The following is a 25,711-nucleotide window of genomic DNA, read 5'->3' as shown; positions in this document are numbered from 1 at the left end:
TTCCTCCTTCTATTTACCAAGCAGTCCGAAACGGTCTTTCGGGGAAAGGATAAACCATACTTTCCCTTCAATCTCGGAACGCTTTACATTTCCAATATCAGCCATTCGGCTGTCTTCACTGCTCTCCCGGTTGTCGCCAAGGACAAAATACTCATCTCCTCCGAGAACGATCTTCTCACTGGCAATACCTGTATCTGCAATTGCAGTAGTCTCATACTTTTCATTCAGCTTTCTGTTGTTGATATAAATCTCTCCATCCCTGATCTCAACACTTTCGCCCGGAAGTCCGATAATCCTTTTAATATAGGAATGAAGGTTCTCATTCCCCTTTGGTTTGAACACGATAATGTCTCCGCGCTTCGGTGTACTGGCATCATATACGATCCGGTTTACCAAAACCACATCCCCATTCCGAATCACCGGGTTCATGGACTCTCCGATATTACTGATCTGATGCCCGAAATACCACACAAACACAAATGCGCACAGGCAGACGAGCACAATTTGGAATACCCATCCAAATACTTCGGGAATCCATTTCAAATTGATATGTTTTCTATGCTTTCTGTCAAATCTGAGTTCTTTTCTTTTTCTATGTCTCATCTGTTATCATATCCTATATTAGCAAAAGGGACAAGTACCTGTCGTATTTGTCCCTCTTTAAGCATTTACTATTTTACTAATTCTTTAACTTTTGCTCTCTTACCTACACGATCTCTTAAGTAGTTCAGTTTTGCACGTCTTACTTTACCTTTACGAACAACTTCTACTTTTTCAACGTTTGGTGAGTGAAGCGGCCATGTCTTCTCAACGCCGATTCCGTTAGAGCTCTTTCTTACTGTAAATGTTTCTCTTGCTCCGCCGCCCTGTCTCTTTAATACAGTACCTTCGAATACCTGAATTCTCTCACGGTTTCCTTCTTTGATCTTACCATAAACTTTTACAGTATCTCCTACGTGGAATTCCGGAGCATTTTCTTTTAACTGAGCTGCTTCAATGTTCTTAATAATTTCGTTCATGTGTGAACCTCCTTCATATTTTGACGTTCTTAATACGCTTTTCTATCGTATCAGAGGACCATCTCTGTTTTCATCACAACGTGCTATATATTAACACATTATTCTTCATTTTTCAAGTCTTTTTCTCGATTTTCTATAATCTCTTCTGCAAGTTCTCTTTCTTTCATGGTAAGCTCTGCGTCTTCCAGAAGGTCCGGACGCCATTTTGCAGTACGGATCACTGACTGCTCTCTGCGCCATTTCTCGACATTGGCATGATGACCGGATAAAAGGATTGGTGGAACCTGCCTGTCGTGCCAGATCTCCGGTCTGGAATACTGCGGATATTCCAGGAGATTGTCCTGAAAACTCTCAAATTCGGCAGATACATCATTATGCAGAACACCCGGGATCAGGCGGGATACCGCATCCACGATCATCATTGCCGGAAGTTCACCGCCTGTCAGTACATAATCGCCGGCTGACACATAATCCGTTACGATCTCCTCCAGCACACGTTCATCGATTCCTTCGTAATGTCCGCACAAAAGCACCAGTTCGTCTTCTTTCGCAAAATCTTCTGCCATCTTCTGGTTAAACGGCCTCCCCTGCGGGGAAAGATAAATCACACGTGGTCTCTTTCCTTCCGGGAGGGCTGCTTTTTCCTGAATGGCAAGATAGGTCTGGTAAACCGGCTCTGCCTGCATCAGCATTCCTGCGCCGCCGCCATACGGATAATCATCCACACTGCTGTGCTTGTTAAATGCGTAGTCCCGGATATTCCAGGCTTCAATCTCAAGAATTTTATTCTTCACGGCTCTTCCGATAATACTGGTTTCCAGACCGTTCATCACCATCTCCGGAAAAAGCGTCATGATATCAAATCTCATATTGTTCTCCTACTATTCTGTCGCTTAAATCAGTCCGTCCATCAGATGAACAGTCATTTTCCTATTCTCAGTATCTACATCCAGAATACAGTCATGGATTGCCGGAAGAAGCACCTCTGTGTGCGCCTCTGTCGATACCACATAGACATCATTCGCACCGGTTTCCATAATATCTTCCAGGACACCGAATTTTTCACCGTCCTCAGTGTAGACATCCATGCCGATGATATCTGCGATGTAATACTCATCCTCTTCCAGTTCCACGGCATTCTCACGAGATACAAGAAGCGGCATCTTTCTGTATTTATCAATATCATTTATGTTATCGATCCCTTTGAACTTCAGAATCACATACTGCTTAAAAAATTTTACACCTTCAATTTCAAGGGGAATCTGTTCTTTTCCTGTATCAAGAACCACATCTTTCAGAGCACGGAAGCGGTTTGGATCATCCGTTGTCGGAAATACTTTGACTTCACCTTTGATTCCGTGGGTAGATGTGATCACGCCAACTTGCAGGTAATCATTTTGTTGCATACTTTGTCCTTTCTTAGCATAAGATAAACTTTACACCGAAAAAGTCTGTTTTAGTCTTTTAAAGCGACTTTTTCTCCATCCTCAGATACAGTGAATCTGTCATTGGCAGCTTCACTTGCATACTAAGGTATGATAAAAAACGCAGATAAAAATAAATTTACCTGCGTTTTATTTTTATGCTATTGCATAATTTCAACCACGACTTTTTTGTCTTCTTTGGCCGCGGCTGCCTTTACAACGGAACGGATTGCTTTCGCAATTCGGCCTTGCTTACCGATCACCTTTCCCATATCATTATCTGCGACATGTACTTCGATCACGGTAGTCTTGCCTTCCTGTTTTTCCGTAACCACGACGCCTTCAGGATTGTCCACAAGTGCTTTCGTAATTACTTCTACTAAATTTTTCATCACTCGCACCTCCGCGAAGCAACCTATTTTTCAATACCTGCTGCCTTAAAGATTTTTCCAACTACTTCTGTAGGCTGAGCACCGTTGTTTAACCATTTCTTAGCTGCTTCTTCATCTACTTTGAATACGCTAGGATCCTGAGTTGGATCGTATGTTCCGATTTCTTCGATGAATTTTCCGTCTCTTGGTGATCTAGAATCAGAAACAACGATTCTATAGAAAGGAGCTTTCTTCTGTCCCATTCTTCTTAATCTGATTTTTACTGCCATTTTACTTTCCTCCATAAAACAATTTGTATTTATAATAGTTTATCTATATATCACGCATGGTCTGCGGAATATATCTCCTTTAGAAAGGCATCTTGAACTTGCCTTTTTTACCTTTCCCGCCCATCATTCCCGGGAAAGACTTCATCATCTTGCGCATCTGCTCGAACTGCTTCATCATCTTATTAACTTCCGAAATGTCAACTCCGGCTCCTGCTGCGATTCTTCGCTTTCTCTGCGGAGTGATGATGTCCGGATTCTGACGTTCCTTGATCGTCATGGAATAAATGATTGCTTCGACTCTTGCCATCTTCTGTTCCGCATCATCCGCATCAATATCGGGCATCTTGCCTTTACCAAGACCACCCATGCCGCCAAGTCCGGGAAGCATATTCATGATACTTCCAAGACCGCCCATCTTGCGCATCTGTTTCATACTTTCCAGATAGTCCTCAAAATCAAACTGCGACTTTTTGAGTTTTTCTGTCATCTTACGTGCCTGTTCTTCGTCGATCTCTTCGCCGGCTTTCTCGATCAGGCTGAGTACATCCCCCATACCAAGGATTCTGGAAGCCATACGATCCGGATAAAACTGCTCCAGATCTGATAATTTCTCACCCATACCCACATAAAGGATCGGGCATCCGGTGACTGCCTTGATTGAAAGTGCCGCACCACCTCTGGTATCGCCGTCAAGCTTTGTGACGATTACTCCATCTATACCAATCTTCTCATTAAAGTTCTCTGCAACATTCACGGCGTCCTGACCGGTCATTGCATCGACAACGAGAATACTCTGATGAACCTCGACCGTGTTCTTAATCTCCTGCAGTTCTTCCATCATCTCTTCATCAATATGAAGACGTCCTGCAGTATCCAGAATAATCACGTTGTTGCCATTCTTTTCAGCATGCTCCAGTGCTGCTTTAGCGATATTCGCCGGCTTCTGGTTATCTCCCATGGAGAACACTTCCACACCCTGCTTCTCTCCGTTGATCTGCAACTGTTTAATAGCTGCAGGTCTGTAGACATCACATGCTACCAGAAGAGGCTTCTTACCTTTCAACTTGAACTTTCCTGCAAGCTTTGCTGTGGTCGTTGTCTTACCTGCTCCCTGAAGACCCATCATCATAATGACCGTCTTCTGGCTTCCCGGCTGGAATTTAATCTCCGTTGTCTCAGAGCCCATCAGATTCACCAGCTCGTCATTCACGATCTTGATCACCATCTGTCCCGGATTCAGTCCGCTCATCACATCCTGTCCGACTGCACGCTCCTGCACACTTTTTACAAAATTTTTGACAACTTTGAAGTTAACATCTGCCTCCAGAAGAGCCATCTTAACTTCACGCAGAGCCGCTTTTACATCATCTTCTGTAAGTCGTCCCTTGCTTCTTAAATTCTTGAATACGTTCTGAAGTTTTTCTGTCAAACTGTCAAATGCCATGTTATAACTCCTCTATGATCTCTCCTGAAAGCTTTTTCACTTTCTTTATCAGTTCTTTTTCGTCCTGTTCTTCATAATTCTCAAGAAGCAGATCGATCTCATGGACTTTTTTTTTCACAGACATGAACTTCTCCACCAAATGCAGCTTCGCTTCATAATCCTCCAGACTCTTGTTACAGCGCCGGATCATATCATGAACACCCTGTCTGCTGATCCCCGCATCTCTTGCAATCTCGCTGAGCGAATAATCTTCAAGAACTGCCTGTTCATAAATCTCTTTCTGATGTTTTGTTAAAAGCTCACCATAAAAATCATATAATAATGTCTGCTTTAAAATCTCGTCCATCACTTATCACCTGTGCTATCATATAACAGATTTTCATTGGTGTCAAGTATTTTTTCTTGACATTCAAGAAGTTTTTCTACATGCAGGTTCCCATGTCCCTGTCTCTGGTCATAATACCTGCCCTTTTCACAGGAATTCCACAGTCTGTATTTAAGTTCCAGATTACACATATCCGGGTATTTCTGCAAAACCAGAGCCGCTGCCCCGGACACTACCGGAGTTGCCATAGAAGTCCCGGTTTTCGGAATATAGGCATAAGGACTCCGCACCGGATACAGGTAATTGCAGGAATAGATCCGGTTCCCCGGCACGGCAAGATCTGGTTTTTTAATACAATCTCCGGTCGGCCCACAGCCGGAATACTTCTTTCCCAGTTCTTCATCCGCCCCAACTGTGATCACCTTCCGGCTGTTTCCAGGTATCGTTACGCTCCCTTCCTTTGGCCCTTTGTTTCCTGCCGCCGTCACGACTACCAGACCGGCATCCCAGAGCCGTTCTACCCAGAACAGCAACAATTCATCTTCCGGATCCTTCTTATGAGGAAGAGTTCCAATCGAAATATTGACGATCCGGATCTTCATTTCCTTTTGTTTTAACAACACGTACCGGATTCCGTTTATCACATCCCGGATTTTTCCACCACCTCTCTGATTCAGCACCTTGACAGCAAAGATCTGCGCCTCCGGTGCCATTCCGCTGTACAGGTCTCTTCCGCTTTTTCCATTTCCGGCAAGAATTCCTGCCACATGGGTTCCGTGTCCGTTGTCATCATATATGGTTTTCTTCCCCTGTACACAGTCCTTCCATCCCACGATGCGGCCGGCAAGATCCGGGTGCTGTGTGATCCCTGTATCCAGAACGGCACAAACGACGCCCTTTCCAGTGATTTTGTTTTGCATTGTATCCGAACACCAGTAGTGGATTTTCCGTTTCAAATCTTTCATATTTAAAATATCCTTTTTCTATTAGAATATTCTTTCTGAAATCAGATGCCAATTTCTTCGGAACTTTTTTGAAACACTGACATGCCTCCTTACATATGATGAAGTGTAAAGAAACCTTACTGGAGGCTATCAAATATGAGTGAATTAAGTGCAACAAACTGCGGATGTGGAAATTCTATGGATAACTGTGGATGTGGCTGCGGAATGTCTTCCTGCGTATGGATCATTCTTCTCCTCTGCTGCTGTGGCGGATGGGGACGCAATGGCGACGGATGTGGATGTGGAAATGACAGCTGCCTGTGGATCATCCTTCTTCTCTGCTGCTGTGGTGGATTCGGTAACGGATTCGGTAACGGATGCGGATGTGGAAACGGCTGTGGCAACGGCGGATGCGGCTGCTAGTTACGAAACTCAGATCTTATTCGTTCAGACAGACCAGAGGCGGGGCAAATTATATCCCCGCCTTCTTTATGTTTTGTTTTTGCGCTTCTCCTGTTGCTTTTCGTGTTCCTCTTCCTGCTCCTTTTCCTTTTTCTTTCGCAAACATTCTTCATCCACTTCATAGATCGCATTCCCATCAATAATAATCCGGCTGCTCATTTAACAAAATCCTTCCATTAGTTCTTCCTTTGCTTTATTATATGTGGATCTCATATTTTCCGTCTTCTTTACATATATATTTATAACGCTGAACCGTGGAGGACATATGGAAAAGAAACCGCCCCTTGTCATGACGCCATTTGACGAGTCTCTCACGAATGATTTTCTGCAGCTTGTCAAAATCATTCTTCCCTATCTGCCCGATCACGTTCAGCGTATAGCTGGCATTTATGTGAAACTTACGGAACTTATGAATGCCTTTTACTGTTTCCAACCTCCTTATTATCATAATCGCAGAGGGCGGCTACGAAAGCAGGAGAAAGATCCGGGCAGCATGTTTGAAGCAGTTGTACCCTATCTTTCTCCTGAAAAAAGAGAAATGTTCGATTCCTTTTCCGGAATATGGCAAATGATGGAAATGATGAAAGAGATGGACTTTGGAGATCCTGCAAATATGGCAGATATGATGAATGAATTTCAGGCAGCACAGGATATGACGGATATGATGAGTGGATTTCAGACAGAAAGGATGGATGAAAATGAACGAATGGATGGAGCATCCGGATCTTGCGAATCTGGATCCGCTGAAACAGGAGCTGATCCGGACAGCAGCGTTGAAAGCCGGCGGCAAAAACGGGAAAGCACTGGTCCCGGTGATGATGTCGCTGATCACCGGCGCGAATAAACGGGGAATCCAGTTTACCCCTGATGAGATTTCGCTGATCCTATCAGTGATCAAAGAAGGGAAAAGCAAACAGGAGCAGGCACAGATCGACCAGATGGTGCAGATGATCCGGACAATACAGGCAGGGAAACAACCACCAAGGTCCGGAAGGCAATAAAAATTGCCTTGCCCGACAATCAATGCTATAATGAACGGCAGAAATGCACTTCAGGAGGAGCTTATGACAACGATCAAACTTACCATAGAATACGACGGAACCCGCTATCCGGGCTTTTCCACAAAGAAAAAAAGCGCCAGTATCGAATCAAAGCTTACTCTGGCGATCAGGGATGTAACCGGACAGTCCACACAGCTTTTTGCTGCCGTAAAGACGGAACCGGGTGTTCACGCAGCACACCAGATTGTAAGTTTTCAATTAGAAAAAGAATCTTTTTCAGACAATACAGAACTGTTAAAAATGAAATTAAACGCAGCGCTTCCGGCGGATATTGCAGTCACCTCGCTGGAAATCGCAGATGAACGTTTTGTGGCTTCTCTCGCGGTAAAAAGCTGTACCTATACCTGCCGGATCGCCACAGATCCTGCCGCAGCATTATTTTCCCGTCCGTACACCTATGTTGTAACCGGGTCTCTTGACCTGAAATCCATGCAGCAGGCAGCGCAACTTCTTATCGGTACGCATGACTTTGCCGCATTTTCAAACGGACGTACCAGAAAAAGTACAGTGCGCACTGTAGAAACGATCAAAATTAACCGCGAAGACCAACTGATACAGATTCAGCTGACTGCAAATAGTTTTCTCCGGCATATGCCGCAGCTTCTTGCCGGTACCATTCTCACAGCTGGAAAAGAAAAAAAGACAGACGGAACTACGCTGACTCTCACTGGTGTAGAATCAGCAGCTCCTGCCTGTCCTTCGCATGCATTCACCCTGACGGATGTACAACTCCGTTAATCTATCCTTCGATGATCTTCACATAAAAGGTACGGTTTCTTGGTCCGTCAAACTCGCAGAAATACAGATCTTGCCAGATGCCAAAGACGATCTCTCCATCATGGATGATCAGCGTCTGTGACGGTCCGACCACCGTCGTCTTCATATGTGCATGCGAATTTCCCTCTGCATGCTGATAGAAGAACTGTTCTGCCGGAAATACTTTTTCAAAGCTACACAACATATCATGCACCACATCCGGATCTGCATTCTCATTGATCGTAAATCCGGCTGTCGTATGTGGTGAGAAGATCACAGCAATCCCTTCTCTTACACCGCTTCTTTCGATGTCTTCCCTTACCATTTCTGTTACCTTTGTCATTTGCTGCGATGCGTTTGTCGCAATCTGATGTTCGTACAGATGCATATGCACACCTCCTTACTTTTCCAGATAAGCTTCGAGTCTCGGAAGCTCTCTTTTCATCATTTCATAGCCATGATCGTAGAAAGTCATCAGCTTATCATAATCTTTTTCCAGTCTGGATACCGGCTTCATTTCCGGGCGAAGGACGAAGATATTTCCTTCTTTTTCCAGCTTTTCTATGTATTCTTCTGTCCGGTTATACATCACCGGTCTTCGGATACAGGTGCGGACAAGTGCCGGATATTTGCTGTACATCTTCCGGTATAACTTGCCGACCGCTTTGGAAGTTGGTTTTTTGCGGTAGCCTTCCGGTCTCGTCAAAATGAGAACTATTTTTTTCAGTCCCTTTTCCTGCACATGCTTTACCGGAATGGAATCGGCAAGTCCACCATCCAGATACGGAATCCCGTCTACATTTACAATTGGACATACCAAGGGCATACTGCTGCTGGCGCGGCAGATCTTCATCAGCCGGTCTCTGTCGCTCTCTTCGGTCATATATTCGGCATTTCCCGTAAGACAATTGGTTGTCACAATCTCACAGGTCATATCATTTGAAAAATAAGTATCAAAATCAAACGGAAAGAGTTCATTCGGATATTTATTGAATACCATATCCATATCCAGAAGACTTCTTTCTTTTACAAAATCTTTAAGTCCGTAATAATAGCTGTATTCCTTTCCTCTGTGGATCATACAGTCCCTCGTCCTGCCAATCTGCTTTGAGACATAATCGACTGCGTTACAAGAACCTGCCGATACACCGACCACGTATGAAAAATACAGATCTTTTTCCATCAAATAATCCAATGCGCCGGAAGTAAATACACCTCTTGTTGCACCGCCTTCCAACACCAGTCCTGCTTCTGTCAAAACACTCGCTCCTTTCGTCCTACCATGCTGTATATTTCGTGTATGATTTATAAGTATACCACAAATTCTTCCTTATGTTAATGCTTATTCTCTTGCGAAAATTGTGCAGTCATGTTACCATAATGAACGTAATGCAAAAATTGAAACGATAATTCTATTTGAATAAGGAGAATTTTTATGATTAGTACAAGTAATATCACCCTCCGCGTAGGGAAGAAAGCCTTGTTTGAAGATGTAAATATCAAATTTACAGAAGGCAACTGCTACGGTCTGATCGGAGCGAACGGGGCCGGAAAATCTACATTTCTTAAGATCCTTTCCGGGCAGCTTGAGCCGACCAGCGGAGAAGTCATCCTCACACCAGGTGAGCGTCTTTCTTTCTTACAGCAGGACCACTTCAAATACGACCAGTATCCGGTTCTTGATACTGTAATCATGGGAAATGCCCGTCTTTACGAGATCATGAAGGAAAAAGAAGTGATCTATGCCAAAGAAGATTTCACAGACGAGGACGGGATCAAGGCAAGTGAACTGGAAGCAGAATTTGCAACCCTGAACGGATGGGAAGCAGAATCTGATGCCGCATCTCTTCTGAACGGACTTGGAATTGAGACAGAGCTTCACTACAATATGATGAGCGAGCTGACCGGTGCACAGAAGGTCAAAGTCCTTCTTGCACAGGCACTTTTTGGTAATCCGGATATTCTTCTTCTGGATGAGCCTACCAACCACCTGGATCTGGATGCGATCGCATGGCTGGAAGAATTCCTGATCAACTTTGACAATACCGTTATTGTTGTTTCCCATGACCGTTATTTCCTGAATAAGGTCTGCACACAGATTGCCGATATCGATTACGGTAAGATCCAGCTCTACGCCGGTAATTACGACTTCTGGTACGAATCCAGCCAGCTGCTGATCCGTCAGATGAAAGAAGCCAACAAGAAAAAAGAAGAAAAGATCAAGGAGTTACAGGACTTTATTTCCCGGTTCAGCGCCAATGCGTCCAAGTCCCGTCAGGCAACTTCCCGTAAGCGCGCCCTGGAAAAGATCCAGCTTGATGAGATCCGCCCATCCAGCCGTAAATACCCTTACATCGATTTCAAACCGAACCGCGAGATCGGTAATGAAGTTCTGATGGTCGAAGGCTTATCCAAAACCATCAACGGGGAAAAAATCCTGGACAATCTTTCCTTCACACTGAACCGGGACGACAAAGTTGCATTTGTCGGTGGAAATGAATTTGCCAAAACTGTTCTCTTCCAGATCCTGATCGGAGAAATGGAGCCGGATGAAGGTACTTATAAATGGGGAATCACCACTACACAGGCATATTTCCCGAAAGACAGCGGAAAAGAATTTGACAATGACGATACCATCGTAGAATGGCTGACTCAGTATTCGGAAGAAAAGGATGTTACCTATGTACGTGGTTTCCTTGGAAGAATGCTTTTCGCCGGCGACGACGGTGTAAAGAAGGTTAAAGTTCTTTCCGGCGGGGAAAAGGTACGCTGTCTGTTATCCAAGATGATGATCTCCGGTGCCAACGTACTGATCCTCGACGAGCCTACTGACCACCTAGATATGGAATCCATCACTGCGCTCAACAATGGAATGAAGAAGTTCCCTGGCGTACTTCTGTTCTCTTCAAGAGACCACCAGATCGTTGAAACGACAGCAAACCGTATTATGGAAATCCTTCCGGGCGGAAAGATGATCGACAAGATCACAACTTACGATGAATATCTTGCGTCTGACGCAACTGCTGCGAAAAGACAGGCAATCCTGGATCTGAATACGGAAGAACAGGATGACTAAGAATTTATCTTATCGGTACATTTGTGCTGATATATAATAAATCAGGACTAAAACTCAGGTAGTTCCCCCGAACAATTGAAGTTCGGTCCGACACCCGAGTTTTAGTCCTTTTTTATCCTTTTATATTCTTTTTTTGCTCTATATTACAGGCTTCCAACAAACCGCTCAAATGCTGCCCTGCCTTCTTCTGTCTGCTTATAAACACCGGCATCTTCCAGCACCTGGTTAAACACCTGTCCGATTTCCTCATGGAGAATGTCCATGATATTTTCTTTCGTAATGTCTGTATATTTTGGAAGGAATTCTTCTACCCAGTCTGCATGCTTTTCAAGCACTTCATTGCTGCGGATGTCCTTTCCTTCAAGGATTGCATCTGCAAGCTGTTCCATCTCACTTTTCAGTCTTGACGGCAGCACTGCAAGTCCCATCACCTCGATCAGACCAATATTCTCTTTCTTGATGTGATGTAATTTTGCATGCGGATGGTAAACGCCAAGCGGATGTTCTTCTGTCGTAATATTATTTCTGAGAACAAGATCCAGCTCAAAATACCCATCCCTGATTCTGGCGATCGGAGTGATCGTGTTGTGCGGTTCTCCGTTCGTCTCGGCAAAGATAAATGCTGCTTCGTCTGTATAAGATCTCCAACACATTAAAATGTGGTCAGCTGCGCTGATCAGACGTTCTTTGTCTTTGCCCTGCAGACGTATAACAGACATTGGCCATTTTACCATTCCGGCGCGCACATCTTCATACCCCGGAATCACATATTCTTTAATAACCGGAGCTTTTGCCATTGCAAATTCATGATTTCCACCCTGGAAATGATCATGGCTTAGGATCGATCCTCCTACGATCGGAAGATCTGCATTGGAACCAACAAAATAGTGTGGAAACTGGCTGACAAAATCCAACAGCTTTGCAAAGGTTGCACGCTCAATTTTCATCGGCACATGCTCTCCGTTGAAAACGATGCAGTGTTCATTGTAATACACATACGGTGAATACTGAAATCCCCAGTCTTTTCCATCGATCCTGATCGGAATGATCCGGTGATTCTGTCTTGCCGGATGATTGACGCGACCGGCGTAGCCTTCATTTTCCTTACACAGCTGGCATTTCGGATAACCGCTCTGCGCGGCATTTTTTGCTGCCGCGATCGCTTTCGGATCTTTTTCCGGTTTGGACAGATTGATGGTGATCTCCATCTCCCCATATGGTGTCTCTGTGATCCATTTCTGATCCTTTTTAATCCGGTATCTTCGGATATAATCGCTGTCCTGACTAAGCTTGTAAAAATAATCGGTCGCCTTTTTCGGTCCTTCCTGATACAGTTCATAGAATTTATGGCTTACCATGCTCGGTAACGGGACCAGTTTTCCCATGATTTTTGTATCAAACAGATCCCGGTACACGATTGAATCTGCAATCAGTTCTTTTTCCACTGCATAATCTGTAATCTCCTTCAGAATCTGTTCCAGCTCCTCTGCACCCCTGCTTCCTGGTATCTCCTCGTAAGACTCCAGCCCAAGTGCCTCTAAAATCTGATTGGTAACAAATATTTTATCTTCCGGTGCTACAAGCCCCGTATCTAATCCATACTGAACCAATTCTGTAATTGCCTGATCGATCATTTTTCTTCCTCCAAATCTTTTTGCTCATCCTTTATCCATCCATTTTCAATGCGGCACATTTTTACACCGAATCCTTTATTTATTCAGATAGCAAACTAAAATCTGTATTTATGTCTAACCTTGACAGCTAGCATATTTTCGTTTACGCGATTACTTTCATTCCGCCATATTTACGAACCTTTAATACGTGGCAGGATCCTTCTCCAAATACTGCATCCAATGCTTTTCTGTACTCTTCTACAAAATCATTCTTCACAAATGCCTGAATGGTTCCGGCAAATCCGCCTCCATGCACACGGCATACTCCATGGTTTCCGAGTACATTTTCGCTGACTGCAAGGGCAATGGATACTGCCTGGTTCTGCACGTCACGGTTAGTATATACATTCTGAAGATATTTGAAAGAGGAATCTCCGGATGCTTTGATCATATTAAGGAAATCTTCAAATCTTCCTTCGCGAAGGGATGCAACCTGTGCTGCAACTCTCGCATTATCACCGAAGAAATGCATAGCCCGAAGCACCGGACGGTCTCCAAGCTTCTCGCGGAGTGCCGGGATCGCTGCAAAAAATTCTTTTTCATCTACGTCACGGAGAACTTCTTTTCCAAAATATGTTGCAATAGCTTTCATATCCGCCGGAATCTGTGCATAATCCGGTGTCAGATCCTGATGAGAACCTTTGGTATCTACGATGCACAGACTGCATGCATGATTTTCAAAATCTACATCTACTTTTTCTACAACCGGAGCCTTTGGATCTTTGAAATCAATGTGGATCAGTCCACCAACCGCGCAGGCTGTCTGGTCCATCAGACCACTTGGCTTTCCAAAGTAAACATTTTCAGAATACTGACCAATCTGTGCAATCTCTACCATGCTGATCTGCATATCGTTGTAAAGTCCGGAAACAATGGTTCCAATGATTGTTTCAAATGCAGCAGACGAGGAAAGTCCTGCTCCGATCAGCACATCACTTGTCACATAAGCATTGAATCCACCAATCTTGTATCCGCGTTCTTTCAGTCCTGCAAGTACGCCACGGATCAGTCCGATAGATGTCCCTTCTTCTTTGTCAACCTTTTCTACATCATTCGCATCGATAATGATCATATCATATCCTTCAGATACCACACGGACGGTCATATCTTCATTTTTATTTACAATTGCGATCGCATCCAGATTAATAGAGGTTGCAAGCACCATTCCGTGCTGATGATCTGTATGATTTCCACCAACTTCACTTCGTCCCGGTGCGCTGTATACTTCTACTTCTCTGTTCCCATACAATTTCTGATACTCTGCCATCGCTTTTACATAGCGTTCTTCCTGATGTGCAATCACACTTTCATCAATATAAATATCTTTTAATGTATCACGGTACACACCCTGTTTCATTTCTTCCATAAGTTTTGTAAGCTGTTTCATCTTCATTTCCTCCAAATACATTTTCGATTCTGCTTTGATAATTGTATTATAAAATATATTTAGTAAATTTGCAATATATATTTACTAAATATTTTAATAAATTTACTAGTGAATTTTTGTACAGTTCTACATAATTCTTTCACTTTCCATTTTTTTACTCCTCTGTTATAATAGAAGAATCAGAAATTTTTTAACAAGGGGGCCGCTTATGGCAACAATCAAAGATATTGCTTCTGCTGCCGGTGTTTCTGCCGCAGCAGTTTCACGTATACTGAATAATGATGAGACGCTCAATGTCTCACCGGAAACCCGACAGAAAGTACTGGATACTGCAAGAGAGCTGCATTATGTAAAGCGCGGACGTCCTTCTGTCAAATCACTTTTTACCCTTGGGATCATTCAGTGGTTCTCTTCCCAGCAAGAACTGGAGGATAATTATTATCTTCTGATCCGTCAGGGAATTGAAGATTACTGCCTCTCACACAATATCCAGATTGTGCGTACCTACAAAAGCGACATCAATTACATGGACGTTCTGAAGGATGTAGACTGTCTGATCTGTATCGGCAAATTCAGTCAGGAGGAAATTTCTTATCTGTATGAGATGAATTCGTGCATCCTGTTCCTAGATATGCCGGTAAACGATGACCGGATTTCCACGATCATTCCGGATTTCGGCGAAGCAGTTACAGAAGCTCTGGATTATCTGACCGGGATCGGGCACCGGGAGATTGGTTTCTTTACCGGAAAAGAATATATCGGTGAAAACCATCTCTATCCGGATTACCGAAAAAAAGTCTTTATTGATTACTGTGATGCACACGATTTGATTTATGAGCCTTATATCCAAGAGGGTGTCTTCCAGATTTCTTCCGGTTATGAGATGGCATGCAATCTGATCAACGGCGGCAAGCTGCCGACGGCGATCTTTGCAGCAAGCGATCCGATCGCTTTTGGTGCGATCAAAGCCTTTACCGAACACGGGATCCGTGTTCCGGAGGATATTTCCATCGTAGGCTTTGATGATATCAATATGGCACAGTTTTCTGCTCCACCGCTGACAACGGTCAGTGTGCCAGCTTATCATATGGGAATGTACGGAGCTTCTATTCTGCAGCATCTCCTGAGGGAGCATCCGGGGCCTGCACTTAAGATCAAACTGCCGTGTAAGCTGGTTGTCCGGAATTCGTGTAAAGCGATTGAAAAATAGCTCCTTATCTGTCTAAATATACCAATGAATTTTGTCAAACATCAAAAAGCTCCCATCCGGAGAAGAAATGAGTTATAATTAGCTCACATTTCTCCGGATGGGAGTTTTTTTATTAAGCAATTTATCAGAAAGCCTTTAGGACATCAAATAACTTTCTACCAGTCCTGCACTGACTCTTGATAATAAGTCACATTTTCCTGTAAAATTTCTATTTTCCCATCTTTCACTTCCGCAATTGATACCGCACAGTTCTTATGTACCCCCTGCTGCCAGTACCCGGAAATCGGCAGACCTTTCATCAGGCTCAGAATCCCGCAAAGTGCTGCACCATGTGTGGATAAAAGTACATTTTTATCCTGAAGCTCTTCTTTCTGATAAAGCTCTTCCAGAAAATTATTCAGACGTGCACGCACTTCTTCAAAGGATTCCCCTCCTTTTGGCGGCTGGTACACTTCCGGTGCATTAAAAAAGTTGCGAAATCCCGGATCCGGAATATTCCATCCCTCTTCCCTGCAGCAAAGTCCCTCAAATTCTCCAAAGCTCATCTCCTGGATCCGCTTATCCGGAACGATCGGAACCTCCCTGTCCCCCAGGACGAGCCGTGCCGTCTCTGCCGCCCTTTTCAGCGGGCTTGTGTAACAGACCGCAAATGGAACATCTGCGAGTGCCGGAGCCGTCTCTTTTGCAAGTAGTTTTCCAAATTCATTCAGTGGAATATCCACCTGTCCCTGTAATTTTCTTTTTTTATTCCAGTCCGTCTCTCCATGACGGATCATATATATTTTCATCTCTTAGCTTCCTCCTGCTATCATTAAAAACACACGCATCCTCCGTGTCAGTCAGCATAGCGATTGGCACGGGAGTTAACAGTAACGATTATAGCACATTTTTCACCTTTCTTCCACCAAAAGGCTTGTTATTAAACTTTATGACAGTTATAATGATGTTGGGGTCAAAAGGTATTTTGACCTATTTGATACCAGATTGCTACGTGCTTTGCACTCTCGCAATCCTCAAAAACATTCGTAATCCGCTCATTTTTCTTTGAAAAATGGCTACTTACTCATGTTTTTGGCGGGTCAAGATGTCAAAAACCTCTTGCAAGCAAGCTTGCATCGGCTTTCTGACCTTTTTACCCTGGTATCTTATAATAAACGTAGTACAAAAAAGGAGATACTTGATTATGGAGAAAATTACCAGTTTCACAATAGACCATTTGAAGCTTGTTCCTGGGCTTTACGTCTCACGTAAGGATTGTGCCGGCGAACAGGTCATTACAACCTTTGATATCCGCATGACCAATCCGAATGAAGAACCGGTTATGAATACTGCAGAGGTTCACACCATCGAACATCTTGGTGCAACCTTCCTTCGTAATCACAGGGACTACGCATCAAAAACACTTTACTTTGGACCAATGGGATGCCGTACCGGCTTCTACCTTCTTCTTGTAGGTGATTATGAATCAAAAGATATCGTTCCACTGATGAAAGAAATGTTTGCTTTTATCGCAGACTTCAATGGGGACGTACCGGGAGCTGCTGCAAAAGACTGCGGAAACTATCTGGACATGAACCTTCCGATGGCAAATTATATGGCAAAAAGATATCTGACTGAGGTTCTGGAAAATATTACAGAAAAACAGCTGGTTTATCCTGAATAAGCCTTACTATATGAACCTGAAAATGGGAGTCAAACATACTATCCATTGATTTTCTTCAAATGTTCCTGTATGTTTGCTCCCATTCCTGTTTTCAATCAAAACTCTCTATGATACACTTCCGGAATTTCTACCAGAACCTCTCTTCCGTTGTAACATAATCTGCCGGAAGATCAAATTCTTCGGTCTCAATTTCTTCTACGATCTGCATTTCATAAGCAGCTGCGATCCGGCAGATATCTTTCCGTTTTTCAAAATAACGATCATAAAATCCACCGCCATAACCGACACGGTTCTTTTTTTCATCAAAAACACTTCCCGGCAGGATTGCCAGTGTAGTCTGCCCTTCTCCGGCTTCATAAACAGGGCATTCTTTTTTCGGCTCCTGGATGCCATAAGTCCCCTTTTCCAGATCCTCAAAAGAATGTATCCGATAAAACTCCATCTCTTTTCCCGCTACCCGTGGCACATAGACCTTTTTTCCAAGCTCCCATGCCTTCTCGATCAGTGTTCCGGTTGCCACCTCTCCACGAAAATCAATATACGCAAGAAGGTTGTCTGCATTTTTAAATGTCTCTGTCTCTTCAATGCGTCTTATGATCCGCAGGCTCTTCTCCCGAACCTCTTCTTTTGGAAGTGCCTGTCTCATTTTCAGAATTTTTGCTCTAATTTCCTTTTTTCTGTCCATATTTCTCACCCAGATTTGTAATGGATCCATCCTTCTCCTTGATTGAAATGTTATTAAGTTGTCCACGAAGATTTCTTTTGAATGCATCTACATATTCCCGTCTGAGAATCTGCTGTTCTTTTTTCTCTTTCTCTGTCAGTCCTTCTGCTTTTGATTTTCTATATAATTCATTAATGCGTTCAATTTTTGCTGTCTCCATTTTTCTTTTGTCCCTTCTTTGTTTTTCTATATAATAATGTTATCTTTTTAATCAGCTGGAATAATTTTCCAGGAACCCATAAAGCTTGTCTTTTCCCTCTAACCGCTTTCCCTCCCGGATCTCATTCTGCAGTTCTTCCGGAAGCTCTTCGACACGGATATTCGTATATTCATAAATACTTGTCTGGTCGTCCAGATAAACAATCACATATCCGTTGCGGTTTTTCAGATAATACACCCCTTCTTTGTGTGCGCCACCCTGAGTGCTGACTGTCTGTTCTGTTTCCTGCTGCTCCGTCTGTTCTGTCCTTGCAATTTCTTTCCTGTAATTATAATCTGCATAATATGCATAAGATAAGATTGCAAGAATCAGAAGAGTCCCCGTTAAAAGACCAATATGATATCTTGTTTCCATAAGGAACACTCCTTTTTCTACAAGTATTGGTCTGCTTGGAGGATTTTATTCATTATGGGGGAATTTTTAGCTTGTGATATCAAATCATCCACAGCTTAGTAATATCTGCGTTCTTTTAATAAATGGCATTTTTTGCAGACTATTACAATTTGGTGACCTTTTGGGAGACCGAGGAGTTCTTTTTCGGACATGCCACCCATTTTAAGAAGAACGACTGCGTATACCGCTACTGCCACGATGAGGGCGATCAGGGTTGCGATTCTTCCTCCGATGAAGGTGTCAAGTACGAAATGCACTGCCCATGCCAAAATTGCCATAACAGCTCCGGCGATAGACGGAATAACAAAAGTCTTACGGCTCTCCTGAAGATATCCACATGCTTCACGGATATCATGTGCATTCATGATACACATGCATAAAGAGAACACAATCTTACTTCCAATCAGTGCATAAATGCCCCATTTGAACATAACAAGCATAATAAACAGAGATACAATATGTAGTATCAGGGATACCATTGCATTTTTTACCGGTTCCATCATACGGTCCAGACCTTGAAGCACTGTATTCGTAACGGTTGAAAGTGAATAAAATACCAGAGAAATTGCTCCGATCTTCAGCATAATTCCCTGTGTTACATTATCTACATTCGGCCACAGGAAATCCATGATCGGCTGACCAAGTGCAAAAAATCCGAACGCGCTTGGAATCGCGATCAGCATCGTATAACGGATAACCGTGTAAATCCGGTTATGTAACAGTCTTCTGTCATGATTCTCTGCCGCGCTTACAAGCCCCGGGATCACAGATGATCCCAATGCACTCGCAACGGCAAGCGGTACGTTAAACAGGGTATAATACTGTCCTAATTTACCAAGAAGCTCTGCACAGACCGCCTCACTAGTTCCCTGTGCACCCATGATCTTATTGAACATTGCACTGTCAATAACATTTGCACTGTTATAAATTGTTGTACTTAAAATGATCGGTGCGATCGTCAGAATCAGGAGTTTGAAAATCGCACGGTAATCATCCAGTTCTTTCGAGGTGTCCCGCTTCATCTGCCGCATCATCGGCTTGCGGAATGCCACATAGCAGAACAGTAAGAACAGCAGACCGAGCAGCGCACCGGCTACTGTACCAAGTGTCCCTCCTGCTGCGGAATAGGCTGGTCCTAAAAGGTTATTCCCCTGCACCTTAGCCATCTGTTTTCCATTTTCCAGAAGAACGGCTGCACCTACAACACTGACAATCGCATTGAGAAGCTGTTCAATGATCTGCGAAATTGCAGTCGGGATCATTGTTCCCATCCCCTGGAAATAGCCACGAAAAACTGCCATAATCGCACAAATCAGGAGTCCGGGAGCAAGCACCTTCAAAGAATAGCAGCTCATTTTGGCTCCCATCAGATATTCTGCGATCGCCTCTGCTCCAAAAAATACGATCACCATGATCGTGACACCAGATAGCGTAGCTATGATCAGTGATGCCTTCAATACCCTGAATGCATTTTTCCGCTCTCCTGCCGCCATTTTGAGAGACACCAGCTTTGATACCGCAACCGGCAGACTGTAAGACGAAATGATCAGAGCAATAGAATACACCTGAAATGCCATATCATAATAGCCCTGTCCTTTAAGCCCCATAATATTGAGCATCGGGATCCGGTATACTGCCCCGATGATCTTTGTGATAATGCCGGCTGCCGCAAGGATGCTTCCCTGCATCAGAAAACTGCCGCCCTTTGATTTTTTCTTTTTACCCATACGTTAAAACCTCATACTTTTATCTATCTTGTAATTCCCAGTATCTCCAGAACTTCCCGCTGTTTCTTTTCCATCACGAGCCGTTCTTCATCTTCCATATGGTCATAACCTAACAAGTGCAACATACTGTGCGCAATAAGGAAAGCAAATTCACGTTCTACCGAATGGCCATATTCTTCTGCCTGTTCCTTTGCGCGCTCTTTGGAAATCACAATATTGCCGAGCATCAGTTCTCCGGTCTCCGGATCAAATGAACTGTCATCTGTATCCAGATATGCATAATCAGCCGGTGACGGGAATTCCGTCATCGGAAATGACAGGACATCTGTTGCACGGTCGATTCCGCGAAATTCCAGGTTCATCTGTCGGATCTCCTCATTCATCGTAAGAAGAAGTTCTACCTGCGCCTCGTATGGACACTTCTCATAATCCAGGACTGCATCTGCAACTTTTGTCGCCAGTTCTTCATAAGGCAGCTTTAAATCCAATGCTCCCTCATCCTCTAAAAATAGTCTCATCTTGTTCCTCGTTTCTTTCTGTCTCTAGTGTGGGATTTTTTCTGTTCCTGCTTCTGCTCATATTCCTCGTATGCTTTAACAATTCGCTGTACCAGCGGATGTCTGACAACATCCCGGCTGGTCAGACGGCAAATCGAAATATCTTCCAGATTCTTGACTACACTCACTGCCACATCAAGTCCGGATGTCTGTCCTGCCGGAAGGTCTTTCTGTGTAGAGTCTCCAGTGATCACGACTTTGGATCCAAAACCAATACGTGTCAGGAACATCTTCATCTGCGCCGGTGTGGTATTCTGTGCCTCATCCAGAATAATAAAAGCGTTGTCAAGGGTTCTGCCTCGCATATAGGCAAGAGGCGCAACCTCGATCAGCCCTTTTTCTGAATTCTTGATAAAACTTTCTGCTCCCATGATCTGATAGAGTGCATCATAAAGTGGTCTTAAATATGGATCGATCTTGCTCTGCAGATCTCCCGGCAAAAAGCCAAGCTTTTCTCCTGCTTCAATTGCCGGACGTGTCAGAATGATACGCCCCACTTCATTGCGTTTGAACGCCGTGATTGCCATTGCCATCGCCAGATAAGTTTTACCGGTTCCGGCAGGGCCAAGACCAAAGGTGATCATCTTTTCCCGAATCGCATCCACATATTTCTTCTGTCCGAGCGTCTTTGGTTTGATTGGCTTTCCCTGAAGTGTATGACAGATCAGGTCTTTATCAATTGTCAAAATATCTTCCGCGCTGTCTTCCATCGTAAGGGACAGGACATAGTCTACATTCTGCTCCTGGATCATGTTCCCGCGCCTGGAAAGCTCGGTAAGCTGCGACAATACCTGCTGCGCCCTCTCTACATTCTTTTCTTCTCCAAGGACTTTCACCTTTCCATTTCGCGCGATCAGTGTAACATGTAAAGCTCTCTCAATTTTTTTTGCAAATATATCGAACTGGCCAAACACATTTTTTTCATGTTCAGCCGGTATGTCTATCATGGTCTCAAGAATTCCCATAAATCAGTTTCCTTCCTGCTGTATATTTTCTGCATCTGCCTTCGGCAGTTCATGTACCGTTCCTTTTTGTACAATTCCGAACGGTCCGGATAAAACCAGTTTCCCCTTTGCCGAATACCGGTTCGTCTCCCTGTATATTTTAACATCATTCTCTGAAATTTGAACCCCTTTTTTCTCTAATCGGGCGCAAAACTTCTCAAAATTATAGGACAGAATTTCTCTTGCTTGCCTGTCTGTATAAGAAATCTCCTCTTTTCTGCTCTCTTTGCTCCGTTCAACTCTTACCGAGACCGGAAATGGAAAGTGTCTCTCCAAATACAGGGTATATCTGCAGGTCAGCGCATTATATTCCGGGTAAGGTAGCTCCCGCCTGCCAAAAAGATACAGCCTTCCCGGTGTTTCTATCCAGAACCTCCAGCTCTTCTTGCCGGTATCTTTCCATACCGGATGCAGCCTGTCAAGAATATCTGTATACGCAACCGTTGTCTGTGCTATTATGTCTGCATCCGATACCCGGTACTGGTATCCTGTCACCTCATCTGAATCATTCTTTACTTCCACACTTCCACTCACAAGGATCTCTCCTTTTTTTACCTCACTGCCTTCCCGGACAAGCGGATTCCCTTTTCGTGTAATGATCTTCTGAATGATCCCGTCCGCTTCTGCCACAATATCCATCGGCGCTTCCGCCTCAGCTTCTGTCTGCAGCTCCTTCCGGTCAGGATTCTCCCTGACTTTAATCTTCAGACAACTCCCATGAACATAGGCTGAAACCCAGATAATATCGTCGTATTCCATACGAATATCTTTTTCAATCCGGTCACAGTCTACATTCTTTTTTGCCATTCCACAGGCAATTCCTTTTTCCGTCAGAAAAGAAAGCAAAACCTCATCTGTCCTTGCAAGGTTTCCATCAATCTGAATCCTCCATATAAAAGAAGAAAGCAGAAAGATCAGACAGATTGCGATGACCGATCCTGTAAAAAAAAGCTTCCGTCCACGGTATTTATGTATAAAAAACGGGACTCCTCTTTTCTGGATGATCCGTACCTTTGCCCTGCTCTTCCTGACCATTGGTCGCAGTCTGCGGAAATCCCGGACGCGGATATTCATCTCATATGCCCCTTTTGCCGGTCTCAGATTCCAGAGAAAAATCCCATGATAACAGCAAAGATTTAAAAAACGTTCCGGTGAATATCCTTCGACTCTGATGCGCAGGTATCCGGCAAGATTATTCAGAATATATCGCAGCATCTTCGTCATCCCTTCCTAAGAATACTCAATTTTCTCTACCTTTCCGGTAATCTTCATATCGGTTGTTGTATAGTAGTTGATCTCAAGTGATTTCCCTGTGATGCGAATCTGTCCGCTACGTACATTTATACGGATCAGCTGTTCGGTATATTCCAGAATTCCACGGTAATTCTCTATATTCACTTCATAATGCCCTGTAAGAGTCAGAATCGGGACACCCAGCACCACATCCTTCGGCAAATTTGCTGCATCTGCCATGCGATACCTTCGTGTCCCGTCTTCTTGTTCGGATCTCTGTCTCATATTGCCGCATATACCGTTTTGTTGACAGTGTATGCTTCAGAACCACATAATATTCCTATGCTGTATAATTGCTGAATTTTCCCGGGAGCAGTCTTCCCGCACATGCATGAATTTCGATCTGACCTTTTTCTCCGGCAATAAACTTTAATGCCGTTGTATCATCTGACAGTTCCGGTGTCGGTCTGCCAATCGTAAGCACATTCTTCTTTGCGTAAGTTGTAAAGGTATATTCACTGCCCGGCCGCAGAGAACAGATGGGTCTGCCATTTAAGAAAAATGCATCCTGTCCGCCGGTATAACCGCCCTCTTCTTCGATAATATGGATCGTTGCCGGAGCAAAAAGGCAATCCGGTTCCTGCTGTGGCTGTTCCCAGACATTCTGTTGATTGTTCCAGACATTCTGATTCTGGTTCCATCCATTTTGCTGATTATCCCAGCTGTTCTGATTCTGGTTCCATCCATTTTGCTGATTGTCCCAGCCGTTCTGGCTCTGATTCCATCCACCTGACTGATTATTCCATCCATTTGGCTGGTCTTCTGGTCTGTAATTTCCCATCGGTGCTTTTTTTGCAACCCAGTAAGAAGTGAAACCACCAATTGCAGCTCCGATAATTCCAAAAACATATGCCCCGTAAAATGCATTATCACCAGCATTCAAAAGCTGCATCAGCCAGGCTCCGACAAAAGTACCGGTAAATTCAAGGCCAAACCACAATCCCAGTGTCAATGCACGATATTTTTTTGGATTCTGTCCTCTTTCTATCGCGTGCTTTCCATTCACACGCCAAAGCCATATAAGACAAATAATTTCTAACATTTGTTTTCCCTCTTTCGCGCTTCTATTTTGTTACATAAATGTATTATATCTTCAATCGCAGCTGAAAACAATCCGTTATTCTGTGAAAACTTTATAAAATCGAACAGACTGGCTCCTTCATGATCCGGATATACAAAAAAATCGATCCTACTTTTCCTGTGATTGTAAGATCGATTTTTCATTTCTTTGTTATACTTGAATTCTCGCGGCGGCATCCTGGCTGATAGCGAACCGCTTCTGGTCAGATGCTATAATCATCATACCACTGGCATCATTCTGGATCACATGGATTTCGCTGCCCTCTTTGATTTTGAATTCCTTTAATTTTTCCAGCACCTCCGGTACTCCGAACATCCATTTGATCGTGTACCATTTTCCCGGAACAGCTGTTGATAATGCCTGCATTTTTACACCTTCTTTTTTTCTCCTTTGACTTTACTACAGTATACTCGCTTTCATATTGGTTAGTCAACGACAATGTTTTTTAGTTATTATATACACAATTCCATTCAATAGCCATATTTAACAATTATTTTCAGAATTCAACTTCTGTTTTATCACCCTCACTATAAGCTGGTCCTGGAAGAAAATCTGATCAAGGCAGACGAGCTGGATGAAGTTCTGGATGCTTATGCAATGACCGAACCTGAAGTCATACTCATAAAAGAAGCAATGTAACAAGACAAAAGCCCCAGAATCTATCAACTCATTACCCGTGATAAATCCTGGGGCTTCCTTCATTTAAAATACCACCGTTTCCCCTGTTCCAAGTGCATGTACCATTTCGCCAAGTTCTTTTTTCAGAATCCTGAATGCAATATTTCCGGTACAGTGACCGGTATAGATTTCCTCTACGCCAAGCCCTTTCAATTCCTGCGCAGTTTCCACAACCTCTTCCTCTGGTATGGCAAGTGTATCCATGCCCGAAAGCTTCATCATATGGAATCCACCGACAACCGCATAGACCTTTTGCCCGCCGAGTGCCATCTGCACTTCTCGCACAATATTGACAATTCCCCCATGGGAACAGCTATTAAATATCACCAGTCCTTTTCCCGTCTCAAAAACCACACTCTGCTCATGTGCAAAATCATCTGCAATAAACTCTTCACCGATTTTCCGGTACATGTGTGCCCTGCGTCCCATCTCATCCAGACCGCCGGTAAAATGCGGTACGACCCAGACGCCTTTTTCAACTTCACATACTGCATTTAACGGACGGAACCGCTCTTTATAATTTTCCAGAAGATGCTGCGGAATTCCAATATATTTCTCTTTTCCTTCTGTCCGGTAAAAGCAATTCTCATCAGACATCTCCTGCATATAGACCGCTGCTTTGTCATTCTCCTTAAAAAACTCCTCAAAACCGCCACTGTGGTCATAATGTGCATGGGATAAAAACGCCGTATCTACTTTCGAAAGATCAATCCCCAGCTCCTTTGCATTTTCTGCAAAGAGCGCTGTTGCGCCAGTATCCAGAAGGTACGTCTTTCCCTCATATTCGATATAAACCGACAGCCCATGTTCTGCACAAAGTCTGCATCTGGAACTGTTTTCTACTAATACTACCATCTTCATATGAATCAGCCGTTACTGAAAACTTATAAAAAGTTACAAACTTCTATGTTTCATTCCTACTTCAACGA

At 43.7% G+C, this 25,711-nt stretch carries 33 protein-coding genes; 6 read left to right on the top strand and 27 right to left on the bottom strand.

Going from position 1 to position 25,711, the window contains the following annotated elements:
* Window positions 1–9 precede the first annotated feature (9 nt).
* From lepB to PGU50_RS13630, 9 genes are all read right to left on the bottom strand, one after another.
* Window positions 10–603 carry a signal peptidase I gene (gene lepB, locus PGU50_RS13670; RefSeq protein ID WP_008370592.1) on the bottom strand — a complete coding sequence of 198 codons (594 nt, stop codon included), beginning with the start codon at window positions 601–603 and terminating at the stop codon, window positions 10–12.
* A 68-nt stretch (window positions 604–671) separates the two neighbouring features.
* Window positions 672–1,019 carry a 50S ribosomal protein L19 gene (rplS, locus tag PGU50_RS13665; RefSeq protein WP_008370594.1) on the bottom strand — a complete coding sequence of 116 codons (348 nt, stop codon included), beginning with the start codon at window positions 1,017–1,019 and terminating at the stop codon, window positions 672–674.
* Between the two features lie 98 nt (window positions 1,020–1,117).
* Entirely contained in the window at window positions 1,118–1,888 is a 771-nt protein-coding gene (gene trmD, locus PGU50_RS13660) for a tRNA (guanosine(37)-N1)-methyltransferase TrmD (protein ID WP_270247200.1), read from the bottom strand.
* 24 nt (window positions 1,889–1,912) lie between these two features.
* Window positions 1,913–2,425, bottom strand: a complete 513-nt coding sequence (gene rimM, locus PGU50_RS13655; protein ID WP_270247199.1) for a ribosome maturation factor RimM — start codon at window positions 2,423–2,425, stop codon at window positions 1,913–1,915.
* Between the two features lie 179 nt (window positions 2,426–2,604).
* Complete coding sequence (locus tag PGU50_RS13650; RefSeq protein ID WP_008370600.1) at window positions 2,605–2,835, bottom strand: KH domain-containing protein; 231 nt, start codon at window positions 2,833–2,835, stop codon at window positions 2,605–2,607.
* Window positions 2,836–2,858: 23 nt separating this feature from the next.
* Window positions 2,859–3,104: a 30S ribosomal protein S16 gene (rpsP, locus tag PGU50_RS13645; RefSeq protein ID WP_022220623.1), complete on the bottom strand. Its 246-nt coding sequence runs from the start codon at window positions 3,102–3,104 to the stop codon at window positions 2,859–2,861.
* Between the two features lie 79 nt (window positions 3,105–3,183).
* Window positions 3,184–4,548 carry a signal recognition particle protein gene (gene ffh / locus PGU50_RS13640; RefSeq protein WP_008370602.1) on the bottom strand — a complete coding sequence of 455 codons (1,365 nt, stop codon included), beginning with the start codon at window positions 4,546–4,548 and terminating at the stop codon, window positions 3,184–3,186.
* A 1-nt stretch (window position 4,549) separates the two neighbouring features.
* Entirely contained in the window at window positions 4,550–4,894 is a 345-nt protein-coding gene (gene ylxM / locus PGU50_RS13635) for a YlxM family DNA-binding protein (protein ID WP_008370603.1), read from the bottom strand.
* Window positions 4,894–5,838 carry a S8 family peptidase gene (locus PGU50_RS13630; RefSeq protein WP_270247198.1) on the bottom strand — a complete coding sequence of 315 codons (945 nt, stop codon included), beginning with the start codon at window positions 5,836–5,838 and terminating at the stop codon, window positions 4,894–4,896. Before PGU50_RS13630 ends, ylxM begins: the two co-directional genes overlap by 1 nt.
* Window positions 5,839–5,973: 135 nt before the next feature.
* Between PGU50_RS13630 and PGU50_RS13625 the strand changes: the two genes are divergently transcribed.
* Entirely contained in the window at window positions 5,974–6,240 is a 267-nt protein-coding gene (locus tag PGU50_RS13625) for a chorion class high-cysteine HCB protein 13 (RefSeq protein ID WP_117834725.1), read from the top strand.
* Between the two features lie 66 nt (window positions 6,241–6,306).
* Here PGU50_RS13625 and PGU50_RS13620 read toward each other — a convergent pair whose 3' ends face one another.
* Together PGU50_RS13620 and PGU50_RS13615 are read right to left on the bottom strand one after the other, a co-directional pair.
* Complete coding sequence (locus PGU50_RS13620; RefSeq protein WP_022220625.1) at window positions 6,307–6,438, bottom strand: hypothetical protein; 132 nt, start codon at window positions 6,436–6,438, stop codon at window positions 6,307–6,309.
* A 37-nt stretch (window positions 6,439–6,475) separates the two neighbouring features.
* The gene (locus PGU50_RS13615) at window positions 6,476–6,712 is read right to left on the bottom strand and encodes a hypothetical protein (RefSeq protein WP_044998655.1); all 237 of its coding nucleotides are present in this window, start codon (window positions 6,710–6,712) and stop codon (window positions 6,476–6,478) included.
* A gap of 265 nt (window positions 6,713–6,977) precedes the next feature.
* On the opposite strand from PGU50_RS13615, the gene PGU50_RS13610 reads away from it, so the two are divergent.
* Together PGU50_RS13610 and PGU50_RS13605 are read left to right on the top strand one after the other, a co-directional pair.
* Window positions 6,978–7,280, top strand: coding sequence for a hypothetical protein (locus PGU50_RS13610; RefSeq protein ID WP_270247197.1), 303 nt, complete (start codon window positions 6,978–6,980; stop codon window positions 7,278–7,280).
* Window positions 7,281–7,343: 63 nt separating this feature from the next.
* Complete coding sequence (locus PGU50_RS13605) at window positions 7,344–8,078, top strand: tRNA pseudouridine synthase A (protein ID WP_182420283.1); 735 nt, start codon at window positions 7,344–7,346, stop codon at window positions 8,076–8,078.
* A gap of 1 nt (window position 8,079) precedes the next feature.
* Here PGU50_RS13605 and PGU50_RS13600 read toward each other — a convergent pair whose 3' ends face one another.
* Together PGU50_RS13600 and PGU50_RS13595 are read right to left on the bottom strand one after the other, a co-directional pair.
* Entirely contained in the window at window positions 8,080–8,484 is a 405-nt protein-coding gene (locus tag PGU50_RS13600) for a secondary thiamine-phosphate synthase enzyme YjbQ (protein WP_117834723.1), read from the bottom strand.
* Window positions 8,485–8,496: 12 nt separating this feature from the next.
* Window positions 8,497–9,354 (bottom strand): patatin-like phospholipase family protein, encoded by an 858-nt coding sequence (locus PGU50_RS13595; RefSeq protein ID WP_117834722.1) that lies wholly within the window; start codon window positions 9,352–9,354, stop codon window positions 8,497–8,499.
* Between the two features lie 177 nt (window positions 9,355–9,531).
* On the opposite strand from PGU50_RS13595, the gene PGU50_RS13590 reads away from it, so the two are divergent.
* Complete coding sequence (locus PGU50_RS13590) at window positions 9,532–11,172, top strand: ABC-F family ATP-binding cassette domain-containing protein (RefSeq protein ID WP_022220629.1); 1,641 nt, start codon at window positions 9,532–9,534, stop codon at window positions 11,170–11,172.
* A gap of 143 nt (window positions 11,173–11,315) precedes the next feature.
* On the opposite strand, the gene galT is transcribed toward PGU50_RS13590, so the two are convergent.
* Both galT and PGU50_RS13580 read right to left on the bottom strand, forming a co-directional pair.
* Window positions 11,316–12,806, bottom strand: a complete 1,491-nt coding sequence (gene galT / locus PGU50_RS13585) for a UDP-glucose--hexose-1-phosphate uridylyltransferase (RefSeq protein WP_270247196.1) — start codon at window positions 12,804–12,806, stop codon at window positions 11,316–11,318.
* 142 nt (window positions 12,807–12,948) lie between these two features.
* Window positions 12,949–14,232 (bottom strand): galactokinase, encoded by a 1,284-nt coding sequence (locus tag PGU50_RS13580; protein WP_270205062.1) that lies wholly within the window; start codon window positions 14,230–14,232, stop codon window positions 12,949–12,951.
* A gap of 208 nt (window positions 14,233–14,440) precedes the next feature.
* Between PGU50_RS13580 and PGU50_RS13575 the strand changes: the two genes are divergently transcribed.
* Complete coding sequence (locus PGU50_RS13575; RefSeq protein WP_270247195.1) at window positions 14,441–15,442, top strand: LacI family DNA-binding transcriptional regulator; 1,002 nt, start codon at window positions 14,441–14,443, stop codon at window positions 15,440–15,442.
* 155 nt (window positions 15,443–15,597) lie between these two features.
* On the opposite strand, the gene PGU50_RS13570 is transcribed toward PGU50_RS13575, so the two are convergent.
* Window positions 15,598–16,230, bottom strand: coding sequence for a histidine phosphatase family protein (locus tag PGU50_RS13570; RefSeq protein WP_055248837.1), 633 nt, complete (start codon window positions 16,228–16,230; stop codon window positions 15,598–15,600).
* Window positions 16,231–16,625: 395 nt separating this feature from the next.
* Here PGU50_RS13570 and PGU50_RS13565 point away from each other — a divergent pair, with 395 nt between their 5' ends.
* On the top strand, window positions 16,626–17,105 hold the full coding sequence (locus PGU50_RS13565) for an S-ribosylhomocysteine lyase (RefSeq protein ID WP_117558667.1): 480 nt from the start codon (window positions 16,626–16,628) through the stop codon (window positions 17,103–17,105).
* Between the two features lie 127 nt (window positions 17,106–17,232).
* Here PGU50_RS13565 and PGU50_RS13560 read toward each other — a convergent pair whose 3' ends face one another.
* From PGU50_RS13560 to PGU50_RS13510, 11 genes are all read right to left on the bottom strand, one after another.
* On the bottom strand, window positions 17,233–17,790 hold the full coding sequence (locus PGU50_RS13560; RefSeq protein WP_270247194.1) for a 5-formyltetrahydrofolate cyclo-ligase: 558 nt from the start codon (window positions 17,788–17,790) through the stop codon (window positions 17,233–17,235).
* Window positions 17,768–17,989 (bottom strand): DUF896 domain-containing protein, encoded by a 222-nt coding sequence (locus PGU50_RS13555; protein ID WP_008370794.1) that lies wholly within the window; start codon window positions 17,987–17,989, stop codon window positions 17,768–17,770. Before PGU50_RS13555 ends, PGU50_RS13560 begins: the two co-directional genes overlap by 23 nt.
* A 51-nt stretch (window positions 17,990–18,040) precedes the next feature.
* Window positions 18,041–18,403: a hypothetical protein gene (locus tag PGU50_RS13550; protein WP_055296647.1), complete on the bottom strand. Its 363-nt coding sequence runs from the start codon at window positions 18,401–18,403 to the stop codon at window positions 18,041–18,043.
* 95 nt (window positions 18,404–18,498) lie between these two features.
* Window positions 18,499–20,169 carry a putative polysaccharide biosynthesis protein gene (locus PGU50_RS13545; protein WP_118219038.1) on the bottom strand — a complete coding sequence of 557 codons (1,671 nt, stop codon included), beginning with the start codon at window positions 20,167–20,169 and terminating at the stop codon, window positions 18,499–18,501.
* Window positions 20,170–20,192: 23 nt separating this feature from the next.
* A complete protein-coding gene (ybeY, locus tag PGU50_RS13540; RefSeq protein WP_173685450.1) occupies window positions 20,193–20,687 on the bottom strand; it encodes an rRNA maturation RNase YbeY in 495 nt (164 codons plus the stop codon).
* The gene (locus tag PGU50_RS13535) at window positions 20,684–21,691 is read right to left on the bottom strand and encodes a PhoH family protein (RefSeq protein WP_270247193.1); all 1,008 of its coding nucleotides are present in this window, start codon (window positions 21,689–21,691) and stop codon (window positions 20,684–20,686) included. The genes ybeY and PGU50_RS13535 overlap by 4 nt, the downstream gene beginning before the upstream one ends.
* Window positions 21,692–21,694: 3 nt before the next feature.
* Complete coding sequence (locus tag PGU50_RS13530) at window positions 21,695–22,945, bottom strand: sporulation protein YqfD (protein WP_182420282.1); 1,251 nt, start codon at window positions 22,943–22,945, stop codon at window positions 21,695–21,697.
* A gap of 15 nt (window positions 22,946–22,960) precedes the next feature.
* Entirely contained in the window at window positions 22,961–23,203 is a 243-nt protein-coding gene (gene yqfC / locus PGU50_RS13525) for a sporulation protein YqfC (RefSeq protein ID WP_022219963.1), read from the bottom strand.
* Between the two features lie 100 nt (window positions 23,204–23,303).
* Window positions 23,304–24,065, bottom strand: a complete 762-nt coding sequence (locus PGU50_RS13520; RefSeq protein ID WP_270247192.1) for a hypothetical protein — start codon at window positions 24,063–24,065, stop codon at window positions 23,304–23,306.
* Window positions 24,066–24,254: 189 nt separating this feature from the next.
* Window positions 24,255–24,470 (bottom strand): FeoA family protein, encoded by a 216-nt coding sequence (locus PGU50_RS13515; RefSeq protein WP_008370804.1) that lies wholly within the window; start codon window positions 24,468–24,470, stop codon window positions 24,255–24,257.
* A gap of 336 nt (window positions 24,471–24,806) precedes the next feature.
* Window positions 24,807–25,643: an MBL fold metallo-hydrolase gene (locus PGU50_RS13510; RefSeq protein ID WP_270247191.1), complete on the bottom strand. Its 837-nt coding sequence runs from the start codon at window positions 25,641–25,643 to the stop codon at window positions 24,807–24,809.
* Window positions 25,644–25,711: the final 68 nt, after the last annotated feature.

The sequence above is a fragment of the Coprococcus sp. AM11-30B genome (assembly GCF_027674365.1).
Classification (GTDB): Bacteria; Bacillota; Clostridia; order Lachnospirales; family Lachnospiraceae; genus Allocoprococcus; species Allocoprococcus comes.
This window is presented reverse-complemented; position numbering and strand designations above follow the sequence as displayed.

Coding starts and splice junctions, on each gene's coding strand:
- lepB (WP_008370592.1), bottom strand. CDS start 603: ATGAGACATAGAAAAAGAAAAGAACTCAGATTTGACAGAAAGCATAGA.
- rplS (WP_008370594.1), bottom strand. CDS start 1,019: ATGAACGAAATTATTAAGAACATTGAAGCAGCTCAGTTAAAAGAAAAT.
- trmD (WP_270247200.1), bottom strand. CDS start 1,888: ATGAGATTTGATATCATGACGCTTTTTCCGGAGATGGTGATGAACGGT.
- rimM (WP_270247199.1), bottom strand. CDS start 2,425: ATGCAACAAAATGATTACCTGCAAGTTGGCGTGATCACATCTACCCAC.
- PGU50_RS13650 (WP_008370600.1), bottom strand. CDS start 2,835: ATGAAAAATTTAGTAGAAGTAATTACGAAAGCACTTGTGGACAATCCT.
- rpsP (WP_022220623.1), bottom strand. CDS start 3,104: ATGGCAGTAAAAATCAGATTAAGAAGAATGGGACAGAAGAAAGCTCCT.
- ffh (WP_008370602.1), bottom strand. CDS start 4,548: ATGGCATTTGACAGTTTGACAGAAAAACTTCAGAACGTATTCAAGAAT.
- ylxM (WP_008370603.1), bottom strand. CDS start 4,894: ATGGACGAGATTTTAAAGCAGACATTATTATATGATTTTTATGGTGAG.
- PGU50_RS13630 (WP_270247198.1), bottom strand. CDS start 5,838: ATGAAAGATTTGAAACGGAAAATCCACTACTGGTGTTCGGATACAATG.
- PGU50_RS13625 (WP_117834725.1), top strand. CDS start 5,974: ATGAGTGAATTAAGTGCAACAAACTGCGGATGTGGAAATTCTATGGAT.
- PGU50_RS13620 (WP_022220625.1), bottom strand. CDS start 6,438: ATGAGCAGCCGGATTATTATTGATGGGAATGCGATCTATGAAGTGGAT.
- PGU50_RS13610 (WP_270247197.1), top strand. CDS start 6,978: ATGAACGAATGGATGGAGCATCCGGATCTTGCGAATCTGGATCCGCTG.
- PGU50_RS13605 (WP_182420283.1), top strand. CDS start 7,344: ATGACAACGATCAAACTTACCATAGAATACGACGGAACCCGCTATCCG.
- PGU50_RS13600 (WP_117834723.1), bottom strand. CDS start 8,484: ATGCATCTGTACGAACATCAGATTGCGACAAACGCATCGCAGCAAATG.
- PGU50_RS13590 (WP_022220629.1), top strand. CDS start 9,532: ATGATTAGTACAAGTAATATCACCCTCCGCGTAGGGAAGAAAGCCTTG.
- galT (WP_270247196.1), bottom strand. CDS start 12,806: ATGATCGATCAGGCAATTACAGAATTGGTTCAGTATGGATTAGATACG.
- PGU50_RS13580 (WP_270205062.1), bottom strand. CDS start 14,232: ATGAAACAGCTTACAAAACTTATGGAAGAAATGAAACAGGGTGTGTAC.
- PGU50_RS13575 (WP_270247195.1), top strand. CDS start 14,441: ATGGCAACAATCAAAGATATTGCTTCTGCTGCCGGTGTTTCTGCCGCA.
- PGU50_RS13570 (WP_055248837.1), bottom strand. CDS start 16,230: ATGAAAATATATATGATCCGTCATGGAGAGACGGACTGGAATAAAAAA.
- PGU50_RS13565 (WP_117558667.1), top strand. CDS start 16,626: ATGGAGAAAATTACCAGTTTCACAATAGACCATTTGAAGCTTGTTCCT.
- PGU50_RS13560 (WP_270247194.1), bottom strand. CDS start 17,790: ATGGACAGAAAAAAGGAAATTAGAGCAAAAATTCTGAAAATGAGACAG.
- PGU50_RS13555 (WP_008370794.1), bottom strand. CDS start 17,989: ATGGAGACAGCAAAAATTGAACGCATTAATGAATTATATAGAAAATCA.
- PGU50_RS13550 (WP_055296647.1), bottom strand. CDS start 18,403: ATGGAAACAAGATATCATATTGGTCTTTTAACGGGGACTCTTCTGATT.
- PGU50_RS13545 (WP_118219038.1), bottom strand. CDS start 20,169: ATGGGTAAAAAGAAAAAATCAAAGGGCGGCAGTTTTCTGATGCAGGGA.
- ybeY (WP_173685450.1), bottom strand. CDS start 20,687: ATGAGACTATTTTTAGAGGATGAGGGAGCATTGGATTTAAAGCTGCCT.
- PGU50_RS13535 (WP_270247193.1), bottom strand. CDS start 21,691: ATGGGAATTCTTGAGACCATGATAGACATACCGGCTGAACATGAAAAA.
- PGU50_RS13530 (WP_182420282.1), bottom strand. CDS start 22,945: ATGCTGCGATATATTCTGAATAATCTTGCCGGATACCTGCGCATCAGA.
- yqfC (WP_022219963.1), bottom strand. CDS start 23,203: ATGGCAGATGCAGCAAATTTGCCGAAGGATGTGGTGCTGGGTGTCCCG.
- PGU50_RS13520 (WP_270247192.1), bottom strand. CDS start 24,065: ATGTTAGAAATTATTTGTCTTATATGGCTTTGGCGTGTGAATGGAAAG.
- PGU50_RS13515 (WP_008370804.1), bottom strand. CDS start 24,470: ATGCAGGCATTATCAACAGCTGTTCCGGGAAAATGGTACACGATCAAA.
- PGU50_RS13510 (WP_270247191.1), bottom strand. CDS start 25,643: ATGAAGATGGTAGTATTAGTAGAAAACAGTTCCAGATGCAGACTTTGT.